This window comes from Neorhizobium vignae (genome assembly GCF_000732195.1).
GTDB classification, from domain to species: Bacteria; Pseudomonadota; Alphaproteobacteria; order Rhizobiales; family Rhizobiaceae; genus Neorhizobium; species Neorhizobium vignae.
On the sequence record NZ_JNNU01000007.1, the window covers coordinates 166,068 to 187,783 of the forward strand.

Annotated in this window: 20 protein-coding genes and 1 tRNA gene; 13 read left to right on the forward strand and 8 right to left on the reverse strand. The window is 62.1% G+C overall.

Going from position 1 to position 21,716, the window contains the following annotated elements:
- The first annotated feature begins 20 nt into the window (after positions 1-20).
- Positions 21-1,094 (forward strand): BMP family ABC transporter substrate-binding protein, encoded by a 1,074-nt coding sequence (locus GQ59_RS13840; protein WP_037082106.1) that lies wholly within the window; start codon positions 21-23, stop codon positions 1,092-1,094.
- Positions 1,095-1,221: 127 nt separating this feature from the next.
- On the opposite strand, the gene GQ59_RS13845 is transcribed toward GQ59_RS13840, so the two are convergent.
- Positions 1,222-2,268, reverse strand: a complete 1,047-nt coding sequence (locus tag GQ59_RS13845; RefSeq protein ID WP_037082107.1) for an NAD(P)-dependent alcohol dehydrogenase — start codon at positions 2,266-2,268, stop codon at positions 1,222-1,224.
- A 186-nt stretch (positions 2,269-2,454) separates the two neighbouring features.
- Between GQ59_RS13845 and GQ59_RS13850 the strand changes: the two genes are divergently transcribed.
- Complete coding sequence (locus tag GQ59_RS13850; RefSeq protein ID WP_037082108.1) at positions 2,455-3,357, forward strand: AraC family transcriptional regulator; 903 nt, start codon at positions 2,455-2,457, stop codon at positions 3,355-3,357.
- Positions 3,358-3,378: 21 nt separating this feature from the next.
- Here GQ59_RS13850 and GQ59_RS13855 read toward each other — a convergent pair whose 3' ends face one another.
- The gene (locus GQ59_RS13855) at positions 3,379-3,741 is read right to left on the reverse strand and encodes a DUF4087 domain-containing protein (RefSeq protein WP_037082109.1); all 363 of its coding nucleotides are present in this window, start codon (positions 3,739-3,741) and stop codon (positions 3,379-3,381) included.
- Between the two features lie 186 nt (positions 3,742-3,927).
- Between GQ59_RS13855 and GQ59_RS13860 the strand changes: the two genes are divergently transcribed.
- Entirely contained in the window at positions 3,928-4,566 is a 639-nt protein-coding gene (locus GQ59_RS13860) for a TetR/AcrR family transcriptional regulator (RefSeq protein WP_037082436.1), read from the forward strand.
- Between the two features lie 40 nt (positions 4,567-4,606).
- Positions 4,607-5,626, forward strand: coding sequence for a ketol-acid reductoisomerase (ilvC, locus tag GQ59_RS13865; RefSeq protein WP_037082110.1), 1,020 nt, complete (start codon positions 4,607-4,609; stop codon positions 5,624-5,626).
- A 163-nt stretch (positions 5,627-5,789) separates the two neighbouring features.
- On the opposite strand, the gene GQ59_RS13870 is transcribed toward ilvC, so the two are convergent.
- A complete protein-coding gene (locus GQ59_RS13870; protein WP_037082111.1) occupies positions 5,790-6,251 on the reverse strand; it encodes an RbsD/FucU family protein in 462 nt (153 codons plus the stop codon).
- Positions 6,252-6,436: 185 nt separating this feature from the next.
- On the opposite strand from GQ59_RS13870, the gene GQ59_RS13875 reads away from it, so the two are divergent.
- Complete coding sequence (locus GQ59_RS13875) at positions 6,437-7,663, forward strand: aminotransferase-like domain-containing protein (RefSeq protein ID WP_037082112.1); 1,227 nt, start codon at positions 6,437-6,439, stop codon at positions 7,661-7,663.
- Between the two features lie 83 nt (positions 7,664-7,746).
- On the opposite strand, the gene GQ59_RS13880 is transcribed toward GQ59_RS13875, so the two are convergent.
- Positions 7,747-9,648, reverse strand: a complete 1,902-nt coding sequence (locus GQ59_RS13880; RefSeq protein WP_037082113.1) for a CASTOR/POLLUX-related putative ion channel — start codon at positions 9,646-9,648, stop codon at positions 7,747-7,749.
- Positions 9,649-9,891: 243 nt separating this feature from the next.
- Between GQ59_RS13880 and GQ59_RS13885 the strand changes: the two genes are divergently transcribed.
- From GQ59_RS13885 to GQ59_RS13895, 3 genes are read left to right on the forward strand one after another with little or no spacing between them, the layout of a single operon-like run.
- Entirely contained in the window at positions 9,892-10,875 is a 984-nt protein-coding gene (locus tag GQ59_RS13885; protein ID WP_037082114.1) for an ABC transporter substrate-binding protein, read from the forward strand.
- A 12-nt stretch (positions 10,876-10,887) separates the two neighbouring features.
- On the forward strand, positions 10,888-12,582 hold the full coding sequence (locus GQ59_RS13890; protein ID WP_037082115.1) for an ABC transporter permease: 1,695 nt from the start codon (positions 10,888-10,890) through the stop codon (positions 12,580-12,582).
- On the forward strand, positions 12,570-13,598 hold the full coding sequence (locus GQ59_RS13895) for an ABC transporter ATP-binding protein (protein ID WP_037082116.1): 1,029 nt from the start codon (positions 12,570-12,572) through the stop codon (positions 13,596-13,598). The genes GQ59_RS13890 and GQ59_RS13895 overlap by 13 nt, the downstream gene beginning before the upstream one ends.
- A gap of 4 nt (positions 13,599-13,602) precedes the next feature.
- On the opposite strand, the gene GQ59_RS13900 is transcribed toward GQ59_RS13895, so the two are convergent.
- The gene (locus tag GQ59_RS13900) at positions 13,603-13,965 is read right to left on the reverse strand and encodes a DUF4189 domain-containing protein (RefSeq protein WP_037082117.1); all 363 of its coding nucleotides are present in this window, start codon (positions 13,963-13,965) and stop codon (positions 13,603-13,605) included.
- A gap of 192 nt (positions 13,966-14,157) precedes the next feature.
- Here GQ59_RS13900 and GQ59_RS13905 point away from each other — a divergent pair, with 192 nt between their 5' ends.
- The 5 genes from GQ59_RS13905 to GQ59_RS33020 all read left to right on the forward strand — a co-directional run bounded on the left by GQ59_RS13905 (position 14,158) and on the right by GQ59_RS33020 (position 18,210).
- Positions 14,158-15,267, forward strand: coding sequence for an endonuclease/exonuclease/phosphatase family protein (locus GQ59_RS13905; protein WP_037082438.1), 1,110 nt, complete (start codon positions 14,158-14,160; stop codon positions 15,265-15,267).
- Entirely contained in the window at positions 15,264-15,998 is a 735-nt protein-coding gene (locus GQ59_RS13910; RefSeq protein ID WP_037082119.1) for a DNA mismatch repair protein MutT, read from the forward strand. Before GQ59_RS13905 ends, GQ59_RS13910 begins: the two co-directional genes overlap by 4 nt.
- A gap of 64 nt (positions 15,999-16,062) precedes the next feature.
- The gene (locus GQ59_RS13915) at positions 16,063-16,998 is read left to right on the forward strand and encodes a PhzF family phenazine biosynthesis protein (protein WP_037082121.1); all 936 of its coding nucleotides are present in this window, start codon (positions 16,063-16,065) and stop codon (positions 16,996-16,998) included.
- A gap of 234 nt (positions 16,999-17,232) precedes the next feature.
- Positions 17,233-17,308: transfer RNA gene (locus GQ59_RS13920), tRNA-Lys, on the forward strand.
- A gap of 146 nt (positions 17,309-17,454) precedes the next feature.
- A complete protein-coding gene (locus tag GQ59_RS33020; protein WP_037082123.1) occupies positions 17,455-18,210 on the forward strand; it encodes a BA14K family protein in 756 nt (251 codons plus the stop codon).
- A gap of 8 nt (positions 18,211-18,218) precedes the next feature.
- On the opposite strand, the gene GQ59_RS13930 is transcribed toward GQ59_RS33020, so the two are convergent.
- The 3 genes from GQ59_RS13930 to GQ59_RS13940 form a co-directional block, all read right to left on the reverse strand.
- A complete protein-coding gene (locus tag GQ59_RS13930; protein ID WP_037082126.1) occupies positions 18,219-19,160 on the reverse strand; it encodes an acetamidase/formamidase family protein in 942 nt (313 codons plus the stop codon).
- Positions 19,161-19,299: 139 nt separating this feature from the next.
- Positions 19,300-20,505 (reverse strand): MFS transporter, encoded by a 1,206-nt coding sequence (locus GQ59_RS13935; protein WP_152564324.1) that lies wholly within the window; start codon positions 20,503-20,505, stop codon positions 19,300-19,302.
- 199 nt (positions 20,506-20,704) lie between these two features.
- Positions 20,705-21,640, reverse strand: a complete 936-nt coding sequence (locus GQ59_RS13940) for a LysR family transcriptional regulator (protein WP_037082129.1) — start codon at positions 21,638-21,640, stop codon at positions 20,705-20,707.
- Positions 21,641-21,716 lie beyond the last annotated feature (76 nt).

The following is a 21,716-nucleotide window of genomic DNA, read 5'->3' on the forward strand; positions in this document are numbered from 1 at the left end:
AAGCCAATAGAGGTTAGGAAATGAAGAAACTGATTATCGCCCTTGCCGCATCGGCCGCCCTGATGGGCGGTTTTTCGACCGGCGCCGTGGCTCAGGAGAAGAAGAAGGTCTGTTTCATCTACGTCGGTTCGAAGACGGATGGTGGCTGGACCCAGGCCCATGATCTCGGTCGCCAGCAGCTCGACAAGGCACTCGGCGCAAAGGTCGAAACGCCCTTCCTCGAAAACGTGCCGGAAGGTCCGGATGCGGAACGCGCCATCGAGCGCATGGCCCGCTCCGGCTGCTCGCTGGTCTTCACGACGTCCTTCGGCTTCATGGATGCCACCGTCAAGGTCGCGGCCAAATTCCCGGATATCAAGTTCGAGCACGCGACCGGCTTCAAGGCTGGGCCGAACCTCGCAACCTACAATTCGCGCTTCTACGAAGGCCGCTATATCCAGGGCCAGATCGCCGCGAAGATGTCGAAGAAGGGCGTCGCCGGTTACATCGCCTCCTTCCCGATTCCGGAAGTGGTGATGGGCATCAACGCCTTCGAACTGGGCGCCAAGTCGATCAACCCGAACTTCAAGCTGAAGGTCGTCTGGGCCAATACCTGGTTCGACCCGGGCAAGGAAGCCGACGCCGCCAAGGCGCTGATCGACCAGGGCGTCGACATCCTGACCCAGCACACCGATACGACCGCTCCGATGCAGGTCGCCTCCGAGCGGGGCATCCTCGCCTTCGGCCAGGCTTCCGACATGATCGCTGCGGGTCCGAAGACGCAGTTGACCGCGATCGTCGATACCTGGGGCAGCTATTACATCAAACGCACCCAGGCTCTTCTTGACGGCACCTGGAAGTCCGAGCAGATCTGGGATGGCCTGAAGGACGGCATCCTGACCATGGCGCCCTATACCAACATGCCGGACGACGTGAAGGCGATGGCGGAAGAGACGGAAGCCAAGATCAAGTCGGGCGAACTGCATCCGTTCACCGGCCCGATCAACAAGCAGGACGGCACTGCTTGGCTTGCAGCCGGCGAAAAGGCGCAGGACGGCGTCCTGCTCGGCATGAATTTCTACGTCGAAGGCGTTGACGACAAGCTGCCGAAATAAGGGAAGGCGGCCGCAAACGATTACAATATCGTTTCGAACGGCGCGCGTTCTCTGTGGCCGGCAATGGTCGGCGTACTAAAAAAGGGCGGTCCGTGGACCGCCCTTTCTGTTTCGGCCTTCCTGGCTGTCACGCAGCCAGCGAGGCGATGTCGATGACGAAGCGGTAGCGCACGTCGCTCTTGATGACGCGTTCGTAGGCTTCGTTGATATCCTGGATGTTGATCTTCTCGATTTCGGACGTGATGCCGTGCTCGCCGCAGAAATCCAGCATTTCCTGGGTTTCCTTGATGGAGCCGATCATCGAGCCCGAAAGGCTCTTGCGGCCGCCGATGACCGAGAAGGCATGGACCGGGACCGCGTGTTCCGGAACGCCGACCAGCACCATCGAGCCGTCGAACTTCAAAAGGCCGAGATAGGCATTCCAGTCGATCGACGTGCCGACCGTGCAGATGATCAGGTCGAACGTGCCGGCGAGCTTGGTGAAGGTCTCGGCGTCGCTGGTGGCGTAATAGTCCTTGGCGCCGAGTCTCAGGCCGTCTTCCCTTTTCGACAGCGTCTGGCTGAGCACGGTGATGTCGGCCCCCATGGCCGCACCGAGCTTGACGCCCATGTGGCCGAGGCCGCCCATGCCGACGATCGCGACCTTCATGCCGGGGCCGGCCTTCCAGTGGCGCAGCGGCGAGTAGAGCGTGATACCGGCGCAAAGCAGCGGGGCGCCCGCGTCGAGCGGAATATTGTCCGGGAAGGAGAGGACATAGCCTTCCTTGACGACGATCGAATCCGAATAACCGCCATAGGTCGGCGTCGTGCCATCGGCCTCGACGTCGTTATAGGTCTGGATGAGGCCCGGCAGGAAATGTTCGTAGTCGAGATCGCGGGTGGCGCAGCCGACGCAGGAATTCACGAAGCAGCCGACGCCGACACGGTCGCCGACCTTGAACTTGGTGACGCCAGAGCCGACGGCCGAAACGACGCCAGCCACTTCATGGCCCGGCACCATCGGAAAGCGGGAATTGCCCCACTCGTTGCGGGCCTGGTGGATGTCCGAGTGGCAGACGCCACAATACTGCACGGCGATGACGACGTCGTCGGCATTCGGTTCGCGGCGCTCGAAGGTAAAGGGCGTCAGAGGTTTCGACGCGTCGGTCGCGGCATAGCCTTTTGCAATAGCCATGGGAGCTCCATTCATCTGTTGGGTTGGGAGGGAATTGGACGGGCGGACTATGCCCCGGGCATGGCAACAGCGTTAGAGCGATCCTGCGAGCTTTTTGCACGATCCTGCAAATGTGATCGCCCGCCTGTTGGTTTCAGGCGCAAGTCGGCATAGGAAAAGCAGTCACCTGCTCATTCCGGAGGCTCCATGACACTGCCCTTCAATCCCTATCATGAGGCGGCCTCGATTGCCGCGCGGCACGTCCAAAAGGATGGGGAAGTGTTCACGCCTATCGGAAACCTCGTGCTCGGCCGGCGGTCGGTCCCGACCGCGCCGCTCTATATGGATTACCGGCCCTGCATCTGTCTGGTTCTGCAAGGCACCAAGAGCGTGAAGCTCGGGGACGAGACAATCGCATATGGCGTCGGCGATTGTCTTCTCACCTCGATCGAGCTGCCGGTGACATCGCGCGTCACGGTCGCAAGCCCGGAGGCGCCGCACTTATGTTTCGCCCTCGCAATCGATCCGGACGGGCTTTCCGCCCTGCTGGAGCGGATCGACGTTCCGCGGCCGAGCGCCGATACCGATTCGATGCGCGGCATCGTCTCCAATGTCGCGTCGCCAGAGTTGCTCGATGCCGCGACAAGGCTGCTTCGCCTGCTCGACCGGCCCGCTGATATTGCGGCGATGGCGCCGCTGATCGAGCAGGAAATCCTCTATCGCGTCCTCTCCGGGCCGGATGGCGCACGGCTCCTGCATATCGCGACGTCCGAAAGCCGCAGCAACCGTATCGCCCGCGCCGTCGCCTGGCTGCGCGCCAACTTCCATCGCACGCTGCGGATCGAGGACCTGGCGGACCATGTGGGCATGAGCCCGTCTTCGCTGCACCATCACTTCAAGTCGGTGACCGCGATGACGCCTGTGCAGTTCCAGAAGAAGCTGCGCCTGCACGAGGCGCGCCGGCTGATGCTGCTGGAGGGGCTCGATGTCGGCAGCGCCGGCCACCGGGTCGGCTACCAGAGCCCGTCGCAGTTCAGCCGCGAATACAGCCGGCTCTACGGCGAGTCACCGCTGCGTGACGTGGGTGCGATCCTGGCCGCCGCGGAATAGCGGGGCTCAAAACCGCGTGGATCAACCGGGGAATTTCAGCGCCTTGTCGTTACGGCACTGGGCAAGCTTGAGCTGCTTGAACGAATAGATCTTTGTGATCCGTCCGTCGCCGTCCGTATCGACCTTCATGCAGGCGCAGGCGTAGCCGTAGCTGCCATTGGTGCGGACATAGTCGCGTTCCGAAATGTCCGGGATGAGATCCATGCCTTCGGGCTCGTCGTCGCTTCCCTGGGTGCGGATCGTCCAAGTATCCTCGGCGTCGTCCAGCCACCAGTTGCCGGGTGTCGGATTCTGGATCCAGCCGCAACGGTTGTCGGCGGCATGGGCAACAGCCGGAAGGGCAAGAAAAGCGAAGGCGGCAATGGCGCCGTATACCCGGTTCATGAATGGTCCTCCTGATCGTTCGGGCGATTGTATCGGCTCCGGGAACATCTAGCTTAAAAACCTTGATCGTTGATGATCGGACCCCGAAGAACGGACTTGACGGCGGCGGCGGATGCTTTATACGAGCAGAACCGTACCGTACGGTACGCAAAAGGATTTAAAACCGTGAGAGCCGACGCCGCCGACATGCCCGAATTTTCGCCCCGCCAGAACGCCGTTCTGGAACAGGCGCTTCGGCTGCTCGTGCAAGGCGGCGAGAAGGCGCTGACGACGTCCGGTCTTGCCCGCGCCGCCAATTGCTCCAAGGAAAGCCTCTACAAGTGGTTCGGCGATCGCGAAGGTCTGCTGGCGGCGATGATTGCCCATCAGGCGAGCAAGGTGCGCACCTTCGAACGTTCGGGCGAACGGCTGACCGCCGATCTCCTGCGTGACCACCTCGAACTTTTTGCCCGCGATCTGCTGGAAGTTCTGGCCGGCGACGTTTCGCTGGCGCTGAACCGGCTGGCGATCGGCCAGGCGACCCGGGAAGGGTCGAAGCTCGGGAAGCTTCTGCTCGAACATGGCCGCCGGCAGATCGATCGCCGTGCCATGGCGCTGATCGACCAGGGGAAAAGGGCAGGGTTGCTGCGCTTCGACAATGCGGACGCCGCCTATCACACGCTTTACGGCCTGATCGTTTCCGACCTGCATGTGCGCATGCTGCTCGGCGAGCCCGGCCTCAAGGATAATGCGCGCCAGGCGGAGAGGGCGGTCGGCGCCTTTCTCTCGCTGCACGGCACGCAGAAGCAATCGGCGGACGCGCTCGGCGTCTCCGCTGGACGATGACAAACACCAACAGACCTCACGCATAGGGAAGGAAAAAACGATGCGCGTTTATTATGATCGGGATGCCGATATCAACCTCATCAAGTCCAAGAACGTTGCCATCATCGGCTACGGTAGCCAGGGTCGTGCGCATGCGCTGAACCTCAAGGACTCGGGTGCCAAGAACGTCGTGATCGCACTCAAGGCCGGTTCCGGGACCATCAAGAAGGCGGAAGCCGACGGCTTCAAGGTGATGACCGTTGCCGAAGCCGCCAAGTGGGCCGACCTCATGATGATGGCGACCCCGGACGAGCTCCAGGCCGACATCTACAAGGCCGAAATCGCCGGCAACATCCGCGACGGCGCCGCAATCGCCTTTGCGCACGGCCTCAACATCCATTTCGGCCTGATCGAGCCGAAGACCTCGGTCGACGTCGTGATGATCGCGCCGAAGGGTCCGGGCCACACGGTTCGCGGCGAATACCAGAAGGGCGGCGGCGTTCCTTGCCTTGTTGCCGTTCACCAGAACGCTTCGGGCAACGCGCTTGAACTGGCTCTCTCCTACGCTTGCGGCGTCGGCGGCGGCCGTTCGGGCATCATCGAAACCAACTTCCGCGAAGAATGCGAAACCGATCTCTTCGGCGAACAGGTCGTTCTCTGCGGCGGTCTCGTGGAACTGATCCGCGCCGGTTTCGAAACCCTGACCGAAGCCGGTTACGCGCCGGAAATGGCCTATTTCGAATGCCTGCACGAAGTGAAGCTGATCGTCGACCTGATCTATGAAGGCGGCATCGCCAACATGAACTACTCGATCTCGAACACAGCCGAGTGGGGTGAATACGTCACCGGTCCGCGCATCATCACCGAAGAAACCAAGGCCGAGATGAAGCGTGTCCTCAAGGACATTCAGACCGGCAAGTTCACTTCGGACTGGATGCAGGAATACCGCGCCGGCGGCTCGCGCTTCAAGGGCATCCGCCGCATGAACGACAGCCACCAGATCGAGGAAGTCGGCGCCAAGCTGCGCGGCATGATGCCCTGGATCGGCAAGAACAAGCTGGTCGACAAGAGCGTCAACTAAGCCTCAAATATACAGCGAAATGAAACAAGGCTCGGGCGAATTCCCGAGCCTTTTTTACGTATCCCAAGTCGAGCCGACATAAATTCCGTTGTCAGACAGGACCTCGTTCGCTTCCTCGACATAAGAATTAATTTTAACCCGGAAGTCTGACATTTTTAGGTTCTTATAACCGTACTTGTTCCGGGGGAATGACGCCCTTGGTGAGGAGGAAGCAGCCGTAGAAGCGGGTTTCCCCGGTTGCGATGACGCAATAGGCCTTCTTCGCCTCTTCGTAGAAGGCAAAACGCTCGATGCCGTACATCGGCGCCGATTTTCCCTCGACGGCATCGATCTCAGCCTGAACGTCCTGTTGAACGAGGGGTATTTCCTCGGGCTTCCCTATGACTTCCATCCGGCCGACGGAGGGTTGAAGAGGCGTGTCGAGAGGCAGTACGGACAGGATTGCGCGCATCGCCCGTGCCGCGGAGATGTTGTCCGTCCTCAGCAGCTTGCCGAGCACCGTCTGTCGGGCCACCGCATCGGCTGGAAAATTGGTGTCGACGAGCGCCAACGTATCGCCGTGGCCCATGGAGTGCAGGGCATGAAGGACGTCGGCGTTCAATGTCGGATCGATATTCTTGAGCATATTTCCTCCTCAGGTGCTCTGCGTCGCTTCGTGCCGAACCTGTCTTTTCTTCAGTCTTCTGGCAAGCCCGTCCGGGTGGTGCTAAATAAATCGAAATCGGAAAAGACCGATAGGTCAGTCTTGCTGACCTATCGGTCTTTGTGTAAAGATTGGGCATAGAAAATTGAAACAAGAGGAAACATCCCGTGCTTGATTGGGAACATATTTTCGCGACGCGCTCCAGCCGCATGCGCGCGTCTGAAATCCGTGAACTGCTGAAGCTGCTCGACCAGCCGGATATCATCTCCTTCGCCGGCGGCATTCCGGATCCGGCGCTGTTTCCGGATGTGGCGTTCAAGGAAGCTTATTCGGATATTTTTTCCGGCGCACAGGTGAACGCGGCGCTGCAGTATTCCGTCAGCGAGGGTTACAAGCCGCTGCGCGAGTGGATCGCCCGCGACGTCGCCAAGATCGGTATCGACTGCACGCCCGACAACGTTTTCATCACGTCGGGTTCGCAGCAGGCGCTGGACTATCTCGGTAAGCTGTTCCTGTCGCCGAAGGATACGGCGCTGGTTACCTGGCCGACCTATCTCGGCGCGCTTTCGGCCTTCAATGCCTATGAACCGAATTACGACCAGCTGTCGCTGAACGGCAATCGCACCCCGGAGGCTTACCGCGACACTGCGGCCAAGACCGGCGGCAGCGTCAAGTTCGCCTACCTGTCTGCGGATTTCTCCAATCCGACCGGCGAGACGGTTGATCTGGCCGGCCGCGAAAAGCTGCTGGCACTTGCCGACGAGCTCGATATCGCGATCCTCGAAGATGCCGCCTATCAGCATCTTCGGTATGACGGTGAGGCCATTCCGCCGATCATGGCGCTCGACATCGCCCGCAAGGGCGGCATCGAGAACACCCGCACGATCTACAGCGGCAGCTTCTCGAAGACTCTGGCGCCCGGCCTGCGTGTCGGTTTCGTGGTCGCGGCGATGCCGGTCATCCGCAAGCTGGTGCTGATGAAGCAGGCCGCCGACCTGCATTCCTCGACGATCAACCAGATCGCCATCGAACATGTCGCCTCGCGCGGTTTCGACGCCCAGGTCGCCAAGATCAGGGCAGTCTACAGCAAGCGCCGCGATGCGATGCTGGCGGCACTCGACAAGTATATGCCGAAGAACGCCACCTGGACGCGCCCGGAAGGCGGCATGTTCGTGTGGGTGACCTTGCCGGAAGGCATGGACGGCGCCGAGTTGCTTGCAAAATCGATCGCCACGGAAAAGGTCGCCTTCGTTCCGGGCAAGGCGTTTTATGCGGACGGCAGCAATGCCAATACGCTGCGCATGAGCTTCTCCTGCGCCGACGAGACGATGATCGACGAGGGCATCAAGCGGCTCGGCCGCCTGATCTCCAACGCGATCCGCGCGGCTGCCTGATCGGTCGAAACATTCGAGCGTAAAAAAGCCTGCCGCAGAACGGCAGGCTTTTTGTTTACCGGACCTGCTTGTTCGGCAGTCCGTCAGTCGGCGGCCAGGACGATAAGCATGTCGCTGTCGGTATAGGTGGTCATTTCGGTGCGGGGCGGATTGACGACGACGCCGCCGAGGTTTCTGGCATCGGCATCGCCCGGGCGCTGGCGGCGATGGCCGATGGCGATTTCGCCGCGGCGAAGGGCCGCGAGCGCCACGGTGAAGAAGTTCACCGGCTTCGAGATATCGACATAGTCGCCCATCGGCCGCATGTAGATTTCGGAACCGGCCTCATCCAAAAGCTCGTCGAAGATCGCCGCCATGGATTCGTTTTCGGAGGCCTGGGCAAGCATAAGGCTGACGAGCTTGTTGCTGACGACGAAATCCTCGGCGCGGGTGACTTCCGCAAGCTCGCGGTTACGCACGTCGATCATCTCGCTGACGACGCTGATATGCTTTCCGGCCGTCTCGCCGATCTTGCGAAGTTGCAGCAGGGTGATCAGCGTGCGGGTGTCGGCCGATTGCGCCATCATGCTGTCGCTATAGCCGAGCACCAGGACGTGGTCGTAGGAGGGGATATCGAGTGCGTCGAGCGCCGAACGGCTGCTGGTGTCGATCACCCGGTGTTCGACGGCGAGCAGGGCCTTGTCGAGGTCGAGCGATGCGATTTCGCCTTCGAATTCCGGTGTGTCGGCCGCAATCGTCAGCCGCGAGCCGGGTGCCACGTACCGGGCAAGCTCGGTGGCGATGATCGGGCCGCGGCGGTTCCAGCCGAGTATCAGCGTGCGCTCCGCGGTCTTGGTTCGCTTGACGATCGCCTTGATGGCGTTCTTGTCGATGCCCATGTCGCCGGACCAGGTTTTGATCGCGCCATCGTCTTCGGCGATGATGACCGCGCGGTCGCTGGCGACGATCACCTGATTCGGGTTGGGGTTGAGATGAATGGCGCCGTCCTTGTCGCAGAGGCCGATCAGAGTGCTGTTCTCGTAGGCGAGGACGGCATTGCCGAAGGATTTTCCGACGAGATCGGGCTGTTCGAGCGTGTAGATCTCGCAGCCGTCGAAATCGAGCAGCTCGGAATAGACCGCACTCAGGCCCGCCTGGCGGCTGGTATGAACGACGATGCGGGCGATCAGGTCGTCGGCAAGCACGAGCTGCATCTCGCCGCCGCCGACGATCCTTGCCACTTCGGCATTGTCGGCGTTGCGGATTTCCGCAGCGATCATGTATTTCTCCGCCCGGCGGTTCGGATCGTTGACCAGTGCCAGCACGGTCTTGATCACTTGCGGGTCCGCGTCTTCACCTTCCGGTGACAGCACGATGATCGACCGCGACGTCTGCGGGTTGACGATCCCGAGGTCGTAGAGATCGGTCGGGTCGCCGCTGCGGCAGATGATCTTGGTGTTCTTGCGGTCGGCGACCTTGGTGGCGATCTCGTCTTCCATCTCCACCTTGTCCTTGTTCGCCATGATGACGATGCGGGGATTGCGGCGGCTCTGGTTGGCGATGACGAGCTCCGAGATAACGTCGAAGATCGAGGGCGACCAGTTGAGGATGATCGTGTGCTCGGTTTCAAGCACCCGCGAGCGGCCCTTGCGAAGCTCGTCGAGCTTTTCCTCGAGGCCGGACGAGATGACGCCGATCAATGCGGAGAAGACGAAGATGCCGGCGAGCGTCACCAGCAGCATGATGATGCGGAAGCTCCAGCCCTGGTCTGCGCCCATGGTGCCGGCATCGAAGGTGCGCATCAGCGATTCCCACGTGCCTTCGATGAAGCCAAGCGGCTCGCCGCCTTCCGGCGCGATCCCGGTGGCCGCGAGGATCGCACCCGCGATCATGATCACGACCAGCGATATCAACGCCAGCCAGCCGATCAGCGCGATCGCGCCCCCCGCCATGCTCTTGTCGAACCCATAGCGCAGTCGCGCACCCAAGTTTTCCCGGCTTTTCATCTTCCATCCCCGAACTATACCCTGGTGCAGGGGATGGCAGGATTTGGTTGCGAAACAATTGAAGGGGCGGGTTTTGTGCCGTCGCTGTGCCGGAATGATCTGAGCACAGTAAATTTAGTCTTCGAATTTTGTTTGCGGCTGTTAAAACACGCCCCAAGATCGGCGTTGCCCCCCAGCCTGTCACATGGCTGTCAAGCAGGGATGCTTATCGTCCGCAGCTTATGTTCGAACAGGGATGCTCCGATGAAGAACCTTCTTTCCGCTTTCACCGCCCTCGTGGCCTTTGGCATGATTGCCGGCGCCGCTGAGGCCGCCGACCTCGTGCTCTATACCAGCCAGCCGAACGAGGACGCACAGGCGACCGTCGATGGCTTCAAGGCAGCCAATCCGGGCCTGGACGTACAGTGGGTGCGCGACGGGACGCCGCAGATCATGGCGAAGCTCAATGCCGAGATCCAGGCCGGCAATCCGGCAGCCGACGTTCTCCTGATCGCCGACACGGTGACGCTCGAGCGCATGAAGCAGGCAGGCCAGCTGATGGCCTACAAGTCGCCGGAAGCCGCCAATTACGACAAGGCCCTCTATGACGCCGACGGCTTCTACCATTCGACCAAGCTGATCACCACCGGCATCATCTACAACACCCAGGCCGCCATGAAGCCGACCAGCTGGGCAGATCTTGCCAAGCCGGAAGCCAAGGGCCTCGTCACCATGCCGAGCCCGCTCGCTTCGGGTGCGGCGCTCATCCACGCGCAGACGCTCGCCGGCGTTCCAGGCCTTGGCTGGGACTACTACAAGAACCTCAAGGCAAACGGCGCGATTGCCGCCGGCGGCAACGGCGCGATCCTGAAGTCCGTCGCTTCCGGCGAGAAGGCTTACGGCTTCGTCGTCGATTACCTGCCGATCCGCGAAAAGGCGAAGGGTGCTCCCGTCGAGTTCGTCTTCCCGAAGGAAGGCGTGTCCGCGGTCACCGAGCCGGCAGCGATCCTTGCCTCCACCAAGCATGCGGACAATGCCAAGAAGTTCATCGACTACGTCCTCTCGCAGAAGGGCCAGGAAGGCTTCCTGAAGCTCGGCTACATCCCGGCCCGCAACGGCATGGCCGTGCCGGCAGGCTTCCCGGCGCGCGAGACGATCAAGGTCCTGCCGATCAATGCTCCCGAGGCGCTCAAGAACTCCGAGAAGGACGTCAAGGGCTTCGCGGATATCTTTGGCATCAAGGGCTGATATAAGCGCCATATGACGCGACCTCAAAAACAGGGAAACAGCCAGCCACGCTGGCTGTTTCCTTTTGTCGTAACCGTGATCTTCTGCCTGAGCGTGCTGCCGCTCGGCCGGCTCGCCGCGACCGGAATCATGTCCGCAGTTCGGGGCGGGGCGAGCGAACTTCTGTCCGACCCGGGCCTGTGGCGGTCGGTCTATGACACGCTGTCCACCTCCTTCTTCGGCATGATTGCGGCCGTCGTTCTGGGCGGCGGCTTCGCGCTGCTGCTGACGTTGTTCGACATCCGCGGCAAGGCTTTCCTCGGTTTCCTGTTCATGCTGCCGACGATGATCCCACCGCAGGTGACGGCGCTCGCCTGGATCGGAATGACCGGGCCTTCCAGCGCGCTCCTGAAGGCGCTGGGACTCGCGCCGCCGCTCGGTTCACCGCAGCCGCTCTATTCGATCGGAGGCATCGCGTTGCTCTACGGCGTGCAGAATGCGGCCCTCGTCTACCTGTCGCTGCGGGCCGGGCTCTTGGCGCTGCCGCGCGATGCGGTGGAGGCGGCGAGGCTCTCCGGCGCATCGTCCTTTCAGGTGCTGAAAGATGTCATTCTGCCTTTGTCGCTGCCGGGTCTTGCGGCCGGCGCGGCGATCGCCTTCGTGTCCTGCGTCGGCAATTTCGGCATTCCGGCAATTCTGGGCATTCCCGCCGGGATCTATACGCTGCCGACCCTCATCTATTCGAAATTCGCGGCTTTCGGTCCCCGCACGTTCGCGGACATCTCGGTCCTGTCCGGCCTGATTGCGATCCTGTCGGTCATCGGGCTGATGGTCGAGGCACGGGTACTGCGCGGCCGCGACTATCGCGTCATCGGCCTGTCGGGACAGGTGGCGGTGTTCCGGCTCGGCGCCTGGCCCTGGCTTGCCGAACTGCTTTTGTGGCTGACGATCTTCCTGATCCTCGCCATGCCGCTGATCGCGCTCGTCGCAAGCTCGCTGGCGCCGGCTTACGGCGTGCCGCTCAGCCCCGCGACCGTCACCATCAAGGCCTATGAGGAAATCCTCCTGCGCCAGGCGGCGACGCGCATCGCGTTCACCAATTCCCTGTCGCTGTCGCTTGCCACCGCCTTCGGTCTCCTGGTGGTGACAGTGCTGACCGGCTATTTCCTGGTGCGCAGCAAGAGCCGCTTCGTGGGCGTCATCTCGGCGCTGGCGGAAATCCCCTATGCGCTGCCGGGGATCGTGCTGGCAGTCGCCTTCATCCTGCTGTTCGCCGCGCCCATTCCGGTGATCGGCATCTCGATCTACGGAACGATCTGGATCATTCTGATCGCCTATTTCTCGAGCTTCTTCGCCGTCAGCCTGAAACCGGTGGTCAGCGCCTTCCGCCAGCTCGATCCTTCGCTCGAGGAGGCGGCGCGGCTTTCCGGAGCAGGGTTCGCGCGCCGGCTCGTCGATATTCTTGTGCCCCTGGTGGCACCGGCCGCGGGCGCCTCGGTAATCCTCGTCTTCCTGATCGCCTGCAACGAGCTGACGGTCTCCGCGCTCCTCTGGTCGGCGGGCACCCAGACGCTCGGCGTGCTGATCTACAATCTCGATGACAGTGGCAGCTTCAACATCGCGGCGGCACTCTCCGTCCTTGTCGTCATCATGGTGATCGCAATGATGGTCGTGCTGGAACTAATGGCGAAACGACTGCCGAAAGGTGTGGTACCGTGGCGAAGCTGATCCTCAACCGCCTCTCCAAGACGTTTGATACCGGCGGCCGTGCGGCGGTCAACGATGTGTCCCTGACCGTACGCGAAGGTGGTTTCCTGGCGTTGCTTGGGCCTTCCGGCTGCGGCAAGACGACGGTGCTGCGGATGATCGCCGGCTTCGAACAGCCGAGCGACGGCTCGATCCTGCTCGGCGAGCGGGTTCTTGCGGATGCCGGCGAGATGGTGGCCCCGGAACATCGCAACATGGCGATGGTCTTCCAGTCCTATGCGCTCTGGCCGCATATGAGCGTCGCGGAAAATGTCGGCTATCCGCTGAAGGTGCGCGGCATTTCCGGCGAGAAACGGGGGCGCAAGGTCAGGGAGGCGCTCGCCGCCGTTCATCTCGAAACCTATGCGGACCGCCGCCCGGCGGATCTTTCCGGCGGCCAGAGGCAGCGCGTCGCGCTCGCCCGCTGCCTCGTCACCGAGCCGGACGTCGTGCTGCTCGACGAGCCGCTCGCCAATCTCGACCGGCACCTGCGCCAGGAGATGGAAGAGACGTTCCGGGAGTTTCACGCCCGGTCGGGCGCGACGATGATCTATGTCACCCACGACCAGTCGGAGGCGATGGCGCTTGCGACCGACGTTGCCGTGATGTCCGAGGGCCGGCTGCTGCAGGTGGCGACACCGGAGGAAATCTATGCGCGCCCGGAGGGCCGGTTGGTCGGTGGCCTCGTGGGGCAGGGGGCGATCCTGTTGCTTCCGTCACCGATTGGTGACAAGCGGCTTCTCGACTGGCCGGTCGTGCAAGGGATTCTGGGCAGCCGCGAAGAGGGACCGCGCACCGATATTCTCGTGCGCCCGCAGGATGTCGAGATCGCTGCCGAAGGAGCCGCTGTGACCGTCCTTTCGGTCCTGTTCGAAGGTGAGCGCTATGCGCTGCGCCTTGCCCTGCCGGATGGGCAAACACTGCGCGCGTTCAGCCGCCATCCGGTCAAGGTCGGGGATCGGCTCGCGATTGTCATCCGTTCGGCGTGGCGTCTTTGAGTGGTTACCGGGCGCCAGAACATTGCCAGCGGATGACCTGGCAGCCGTGGCTGTTCTGGCGGCAGGAGCCGATCGCCTGGTTTTCCGCTTCGCGGCGGCTGTAACCCCAGCCGGAACCCCAGCCATCGGGACCCTTGGCGACAGCGCCGCAGGCCTGGTCGAACCAGATTGCGACCCGGCAGTCGCTGGCGTCGCAATTGGACTGCGCGGCTCGCTCGGCGTTCCGGCGGCTCGTGTGATCGTAGGACCAGCCGAGCGCGCCGGTGCGCGGCGAATAGGCGATGGCCCCAAAACTGTCCGCCATCGACTGGCCCGCACCGGCGAGCAGGATGCAGAAGGAGAGAGATGCCAGAATTGTGCGTTTCATCTACCGAGCCCCCGGGCGGCAGACCGTATCCCCCGGTCAAAAGAACGCCGCTGGCCCGAAGGTCGCACCGGTTCCGCCTTTCTGCAACCGACTTTGCGGGTTGCCGACAACAGGGACTTAAATTTCTCGATTCATTCGTTTTTATTAAGAGCCTCGCCGGCTAAGGTGGCCGCGGCAAGCAGGATGGATTTGATGTCTCTACGTCTCGGCACCTTCAACATTGAAAACCTGATGACGCGCTTCGATTTCTCCGGTTGGCGCAATCAGCTCCGGCAGGACCGGGTGCTTCGGCTCTACGACGTGCAGGACAAGGCGGTCTACCAGCAGCTCGAGCAGGCCCGGATGATCGCCGAGACCGACGACACGCGACAGCTTTCGGCGCTGGCGATCGCCGACGCGGACGCCGACATCCTCTGCCTGCAGGAGGTCGACAGCATGCCGGCCCTGCAGGCCTTCGAATACGGGTATCTCTACCGCATGGTCGGCAACGGCTACCGCCAGAAATATCTGGTCGAGGGCAATGATTCGCGCGGCATCGATGTCGCCGTGCTGATGCGCGAGGAGACCCGCAGCGGCGAGAAGATCGAGGTGCAGGACGTGCGCAGCCACGCCATGCTGACCTATCAGGATCTCGGCCTCTTCAACGACGAACTGGCGCTCAGCAACCAGGCGCATGACAAGATCTTCAAGCGCGATTGCCTCGAACTGGAGCTGACGATCGGGGCCAAGCCCTTCACGCTGTTCGTCGTGCATTTCAAATCCATGGGCAATGCCCGCGATGGTCAGGACGGCCGCACCGGCACGATGGCGATCCGCATGGCGGAGGCGAAAGCGGTGCGCCAGATCGTTGAACGCCGTTTTGGCGAGGGTCGAACTGCGGAGAAGAACTTCGCCATCTGCGGCGACATGAACGATTATCAGGAAAAGGTGCAGGTAATCGGCAACCGCCGGGAAGGCTACCGATTCGAGCCGCGGCGCGAGGAGGTGAGTGCGCTGAATGTCTTTACTGATGACAGCTTCGTGGTGAACCCGGTTACGCGCCGCGAGGTGATGGATCGCTGGACGCTCTATCATGCGCGCGGGCCGGAGGAGCAGCATCTCTGCCAGCTCGACTATATCTGGCTGTCGCCAGCGCTCGCCGCGCACAACCCCGAGAGCGTGCCGGAGATCATCCGCGGCGGCCAACCTTATCGCACCGTCTTTCCCCCGGGACAGGAAGTGGAACGGTTTCCGCGCATCGGCTGGGATCGGCCGAAGGCATCGGACCACTGCCCCGTCGTGATGTCGCTGGAGCTTCGATGACCATCCAGACGATCAGCGGCTGGCCCGCCGAAAATACCGTCTTCGAGGTCGAGGCTTTCGATCTTTCGGTCCTGCCCGGAGCGCATCCCATCTATGTCGCGCACCGGGACGAGATAGAGGAGAACTGGGCGCGCGAAGTGGCGGCCAATCCGCATCTCTTCAACGGTCAGATGGTGCTGCAGAACAGGCTTTCGTTCCGGGACGGCGTGATCACTGGCGAGGCGCATGTCATCCCTTATTCGACGCTTTTATGGTGGCGGAGACAGCCTGATCCGGCCGGCGCCTTCCATCTCTTCGGCTTCGCCGTGCCCGTTTCCTCCGATGGGGCGATCATCGCCGTCCGGATGAGCGAAAGGACCGCCAATCCGGGTCAGGTCTATTGCGCCGCCGGCTCGCTCGATCTTCTGGACATCGTCGACGGCAAGCTCGATCTCGAGGCCAACATGCATCGTGAAGTTCGGGAGGAAACCGGCCTCGACCTCGCCGAAGCGAAGGCGGACCGGCAACTCTTCGCCAGCTACGGCGGGCACCGGGTCGTCGGCTTTCGCTTCTATCGCTTCGACCTTACGGCGCAGGAGATGCTGGCGCGCATTGCCGACCATATGGTGCATGACGAGGAAAAGGAGATTGCCGGAGCCGTGGCGATCCGTTCGGCCGATCGCGGCGCGTATCCCTACAGCCCGTTGATGTTCCCGATTCTCGACCTGTTTTTCGGTCCTTCGATGCGCTGAACAGGGGTTGCTTTGAGCCGACCGGTCGGGCAGTTTGGCGCCATCGAAATAAGGGGAGGTGTGGTTGGCCCGTCGCTACAGCATCTATGACGTCTTCACCGACAGACGCCTTGCCGGCAATCCGCTGGCGGTGATTCTTGACGGAGACGACCTTGCCGACGAGACAATGCAGGCGATCGCCAGGGAGATGAATCTCTCCGAGACGGTGTTCGTCCAATCTTCCGCGAATGCAGCCTATGCAGCCCGCCTGCGCATCTTCACGCCGGGCAAGGAATTGCCTTTCGCCGGGCATCCGACCGTCGGAACAGCGGTGGCGCTCGCCGAACTCAATCATAGGTCCGGGGTCGGGGTCGAGGCCGGGCAGCCCGACATTGATCTTGTCTGCGTGCTGGAAGAAAATGTCGGCCCTGTGCGCTGCGCCGTACGGCTTCGGGCCGGCGAGGCCGGGTTCGCCGAATTCGACCTGCCGAGAAAGCCGGTGCAGATCGAGCTTCCGCTCGACCGGCAGGGGCTCGCCGATGCGCTGAGCGTCAAATCGACGGATATCGGTTTCGAGAATCACGTCGCCTCCATCTGGAGCGCAGGCGTGCCTTTCCTGATGATCCCGCTGCATAATCTGGCGACGGTGCAGAACCTCGAATTCGACACGGCATTGTGGGAAAAGGCAGCGCCTTTCGTCGAGGGATCGCTTGCCTCGGCATACGTCTATTGCCGCAGCGGCGTGAATCATCAGGCGAAGTTCCATGCCCGGATGTTCTCGCCGGACATGGGGATTTCCGAGGATCCGGCCACGGGCGCTGCGGTTGCCGCACTCTCCGGCGCGATCCGGCATTTCGATGCGCTCCCGGACGGCCATCACCCGGTGCTGGTGGAGCAGGGGGTGGAGATGGGGCGTCCGTCCTTGATCCATCTGCATATAGACGTGAAGGAGGGAGAGATCTCCAGGGCCCGCATCGGCGGCCAGGCAATCAAGGTCGCGGAAGGCACGCTCTATCTTTGAATTTCGCCGTCCTGTCGAAGATTGCGATATTGTGACGCACTAAGACTTTGAAACTTTTCGTTTTTGCGTTGCTTGTTGAGCTGCGGAGGGGTTTCCGTGAGGCGCAAAATCCGACCTGATGGATTTTTTGCCTGGTCGGGCGAATAATTTTAGCCGACCCGCTGGACAAGCCCAACGATCCCCTTTATACGCCCCTCACACCGCTGGCGAGCACGCCTCGCACAGATGGTTCTTGGGTGATTAGCTCAGTTGGTAGAGCAGCTGACTCTTAATCAGCGGGTCGTAGGTTCGAGCCCTACATCACCCACCATCTCCTCTCTCGAAGAGTTGGACGAAGACAGGCGTCTATCGCCCTGTCATCATCCGTGATCTCCAATCCTGCTTCTTTTGCTCCCTCGACGGGAACTCCGGCGCCTGATCGGCATTTGGTCTGCAAAACGAAATGGGAGCGCGGTCATGAAGCCAATCCTCTTGCTTTTGGGCAGCCTTGTCCTGCTCGTTATGGTGTTCCTGAGCGGCGTGATCATCACCGCGAATGTGATCGCCGAACCTGAACCCCATAAGTTCGCCCATGTGGATACGCCGGATCTGTGGACCTCCAAACCGAAGGCCGTGGACACCGCCGGCCAGGATTATCAGCGCCTGCCCGCCGCGGCGCCTCCGGCTTCCATTGCAGCCGATACGCGGGAAACGGCTGCTGTTCAGCAGACCGCTTCGGGGGGAGCCGTCGACACTACGGTGACCGGGTCTCTCAATCCGCAGCAGCCGCCCATATTGCCGCAGCCGCAGGAAGAGCGGAGAGCGATGGTCGATCCCGCACAGGCGGACTGGTGCTTTGCGCGCTACAGATCCTATCGCATCGAAGACAACAGCTACCAGCCGCTGAGCGGCGGCCCCCGTCGCCAGTGCCAGGCGCCGGGCGCGCCCGCGACCGGGATTGTTGCCGCCGCACCGGCGCGTGGCCAGTCGCAAGCCTCGCAGATTCAGGACGAATTGCAGCCGCTTCCGCAGATGCCGGCTACCCGCGCCAACCAGCGAGCCGACGACGGTGCCGCTGGTTATGCGCAGTCGCAGGCGATCGATGCAGATGTTCCGGCCGGATTCCATGAGGAATGGTGTTTTGCCCGTTATCGGTCCTATCAGGCCGAAGACAACAGCTATCAGCCCTTCGCCGGCGGCCCGCGCCGCCAGTGCCAATCGCCTTTCGGCTGACCGAGAGCTCAGGCGGGGCGGTCGACGAGGGTCTTCGCCATCATCATATGCACGCCCTTGCAGCCGTTGACCGTCTGGGTGATGCGAAGATCGCCGGCGAGGCTGCAGAGCGTATAGGCGTCTTCCCGCGACAGGCCGCCTTTTTCGCCAAGCAGCACGATCATGTCGCGCAGCGCCATGACGGTGCATTGGTCGAGATCCGGATCCATGCCCATGGTGATGTAGTGCGTCGGCGTTTCAGCTCGTGGATAGACGAAATCGAGATCGTCGCGCACGGTCAGCTGGAAGGTGCCGCGCAGCGCCGTCTCGATCGCGGTGATGCAGACCTCGCCGTCGCCCTGCGCACCATGGCCGTCCCCACAGGAAAACAGTGCGCCTTCGTTGAAGATCGGCAGATAGAGCGTGGTGCCGGCGACCAGTTCCTTGTTGTCGATATTGCCGGCGTGCGAGCGCGGCATGATCGAGGTGATGCGGCCCCAGTTCGGCGGCGGAGCGACGCCCATGACCCCGAAGAAGGGCGCCAGCGGCAGATCGAGACCCCAGGGAAGGCGGCCGACATTCCTCTGCTTGTCGAGCGGGATGGTGATCATCCGGGCCGTCTCGAAATCATAAGGGAGCGTGCCGGCAAGCGGACGGATGACGTTATAGCCCCAGTCCTGGCGCAGCTCGACTTCGAGGATCTTCACCTCCAGCACCTGGCCCGGCTTGGCGCCGCGCACGGCGATCGGGCCGGTCAGGATGTGGCCCTGCATGATCGGCCGGCAGTTTTCGTGGATTTCGAGATGCTCGGGAAGGATGGTGAACCCTTCCTTGGGCAGAACTTCCGCAGGGCCGGAGACCGTGTCGATCACCACCGTATCGCCGCTGTCGATCGTCAGCACCGGCTCGCGGGTGGCGTCGAAATAACCCCAGGCACAGGTTTTGGAAGAGGCGGAGACGTGATGTTTCATGGCCGGGCTCGCTTGTCTGATCCGGGGAGAGACTAGCCGATTTTACTTTGCACGCCAGTCCGCAAATCGAGCCCGGCTTTCTCGCCGCGCTTTGGTGCATGAGCCATTCTCACACCCTTCTGGCTTGAACCACTCTGGCTCACATTGTGCTGGCGGTTTCCGGTCTCGTCGCTGCGATGCGGCGTTCGGTCTGGCGCAGGCAGAGTGCCAGGATTAGGCCCAGTCCGGTTGCCGCGGCGATGTAGAACGGCGCGCCCTGCCAGCCGGATGCCGCAACGATCGAGGCGAGCAGCATGGGTCCGAAGACCTGGCCGATATTGGACCCCTGCATAACGAAGCCGCTGAACGTTCCAACGAGGTCGCGGCGCGGCGCATAGACGGGCAGCGACCCCATGATCGTGGCCGGCAGGACGCCGCCCGACACCGCGTAGAGCACCGAGGCTCCATAGCGCGTCCAGAGCGGAAAGCCATGGCCGAAGACGACGAAGGCGGTCAGCGTCAGCATCACGCAGGGGCCGGCGATCAGCACCCAGCGCGGGGCGCCCCAACGCGCGAATACGCCGCCGACCAGGTTGCCGACGCCGTTCGCGAGCACCGCGAGCGCGGTCATGATGGACGCACCCGTCAGGCCCGTTCCCATTTCCTCGATCAGCAGTGTCGGCAGGAAACCGAAGACGGACATGAAGCTGGCGCTGTAAGCGGCAAAGATACCCGACAGTATCCAGGACATCGGTCGGGAGGCTGTGAGGCTGACGGCTGTCAGCAGCGAGGTTGTCGGATGTCCCGTAGCCTGCGGCTTCGGCAGCTTCATCGTCAGCAGCGCGACCATCGGGATGACGCTGAGCACGGCGGCGAAAATCCAGGAGCCCTGCCAGCCGAAGCTCGGCAGCAGGAAGGGCGAGATCATCATCATCACCGCGACGCCGACCGGCATCCAGATACCCCAGAGAGCAAAGGCAAGGCCGGTGTCGCGCAACTCGACTGAAGCAGCGATCAGGCCGGGGGCGGCGACCGAGACCATGATGAGACCGACGCTTTCGAGCACGCGGCTGGCGAAGATCACGGTTTCCGAATGGGTGAGGGCGCCGATCAGGCTGCCAGCGATCAGCAGGGCAAGGCCGAGGATCATCGCACGGCGATGGGTCAGGTAATCGGTGAACCGGCCGATCAGGATGCCGCAGGCGGCGCCGAGAGCGCTTGAAAGCCCCATCAGCCAGCCGGCGGCCACGAGGTCCATCCCGAGCTCGGAGCGCAGCAGGGGGATGGCGGGCGGCACCTTGCCCACATGCAGGGCCGCGGCGATACCGCCCAGAACAGCGATTGTGACGTGTCCCCAACGAGTCATGTTGTCGGTATTCCATTCATCGAACAAACGTCCGACCGCTTTATCATCCACGTCCGGGCTCAGGCATAAATTCCTTTGCGGCGCGCATGATTTCTTGGCTGTCGAAGCGCCGAACGACGCCGTGCCGGGACGACGGCGTCCAATCCGGGAAGGCACCGCACGACATCAGGGCGGGCATCGCCTTGTCGGCAAGCCAGGGCTAGCTCGCCTTGCGCATCTGCTCGCGGCTTTCCTCGACCTTGAGGTTCTGAACCAGCTTGGCGAGCCAATCGACGAAGACTCGCACCTTGTTGGAGAGGTGGCGGGTCTGTGGATAGACGATGTAGAGGGGCAGGGATCCGCAGCGCCAGTCGGGGAGCACTTCGACAAGTTCGCCCTTTTCTACCGCCTCCCTGACCATGAAGCGCGGCGATTGCACGATGCCCATGCCGGATATGGCCGCGTTCACATAGGTCCGGGCATCGTTGACGGAGACTACGTAACGGGGTGTGATCTCCACGTTTTCGTCGTCGCGATGGAATTCCAGGGACCTCACCCGGCCAGACTGGGCACTCAGGTAACCAACGGCCAAATGGTCTTCCCGCAGGTCCTGCGGGCGTTCGGGCGCCCCGAATTTGCGGATGTAGAGTGGTGCCGCATAGGCGGACATGCTCATCTCGCCGACCTTGCGGGCAATCAGCGACTGGTCGGTCGGGGTGCCGGCGCGCAGCGCGCAATCGACGTTTTCGGCAATATAATCGACCAGCCGGTCGCCGACGCCGATATCGAGCCTGATCTGAGGAAAGCGCGTATGGAAATCGCATAAATTCGGAATGACCAGCAAATCGGCAAAAGCCCCGGCCATTTCCACCCGCAGTCGCCCGGACGGCTGCCGCTGCGAATTCGAGATGCTGCCGTCGAGTTCGTCGAGCTCGGAGATGATCTGCATCGCCCGCTCGTAATAGAGCGCGCCGTCGGTCGTCACCATCACCTTGCGGGTCGTCCGGTTGAGCAGCGTCGTGCGCAGATGGCTCTCAAGGCTCTGGACGAGATTGGTCACGGTCGTTTTCGGCATGTTGAGGGTCGCTGCAGCCCGGGTAAAATTGCCGGTTTCCACGACGCGGACGAATACGCGCATTGCCGAAAGCTGATCCATTGTCCTGATTCCTGCTGCGTCGCAACATTGTTCCGAAATATGGAATAGTGTTGTCGAATGCCGTGAGCTTGTGTGT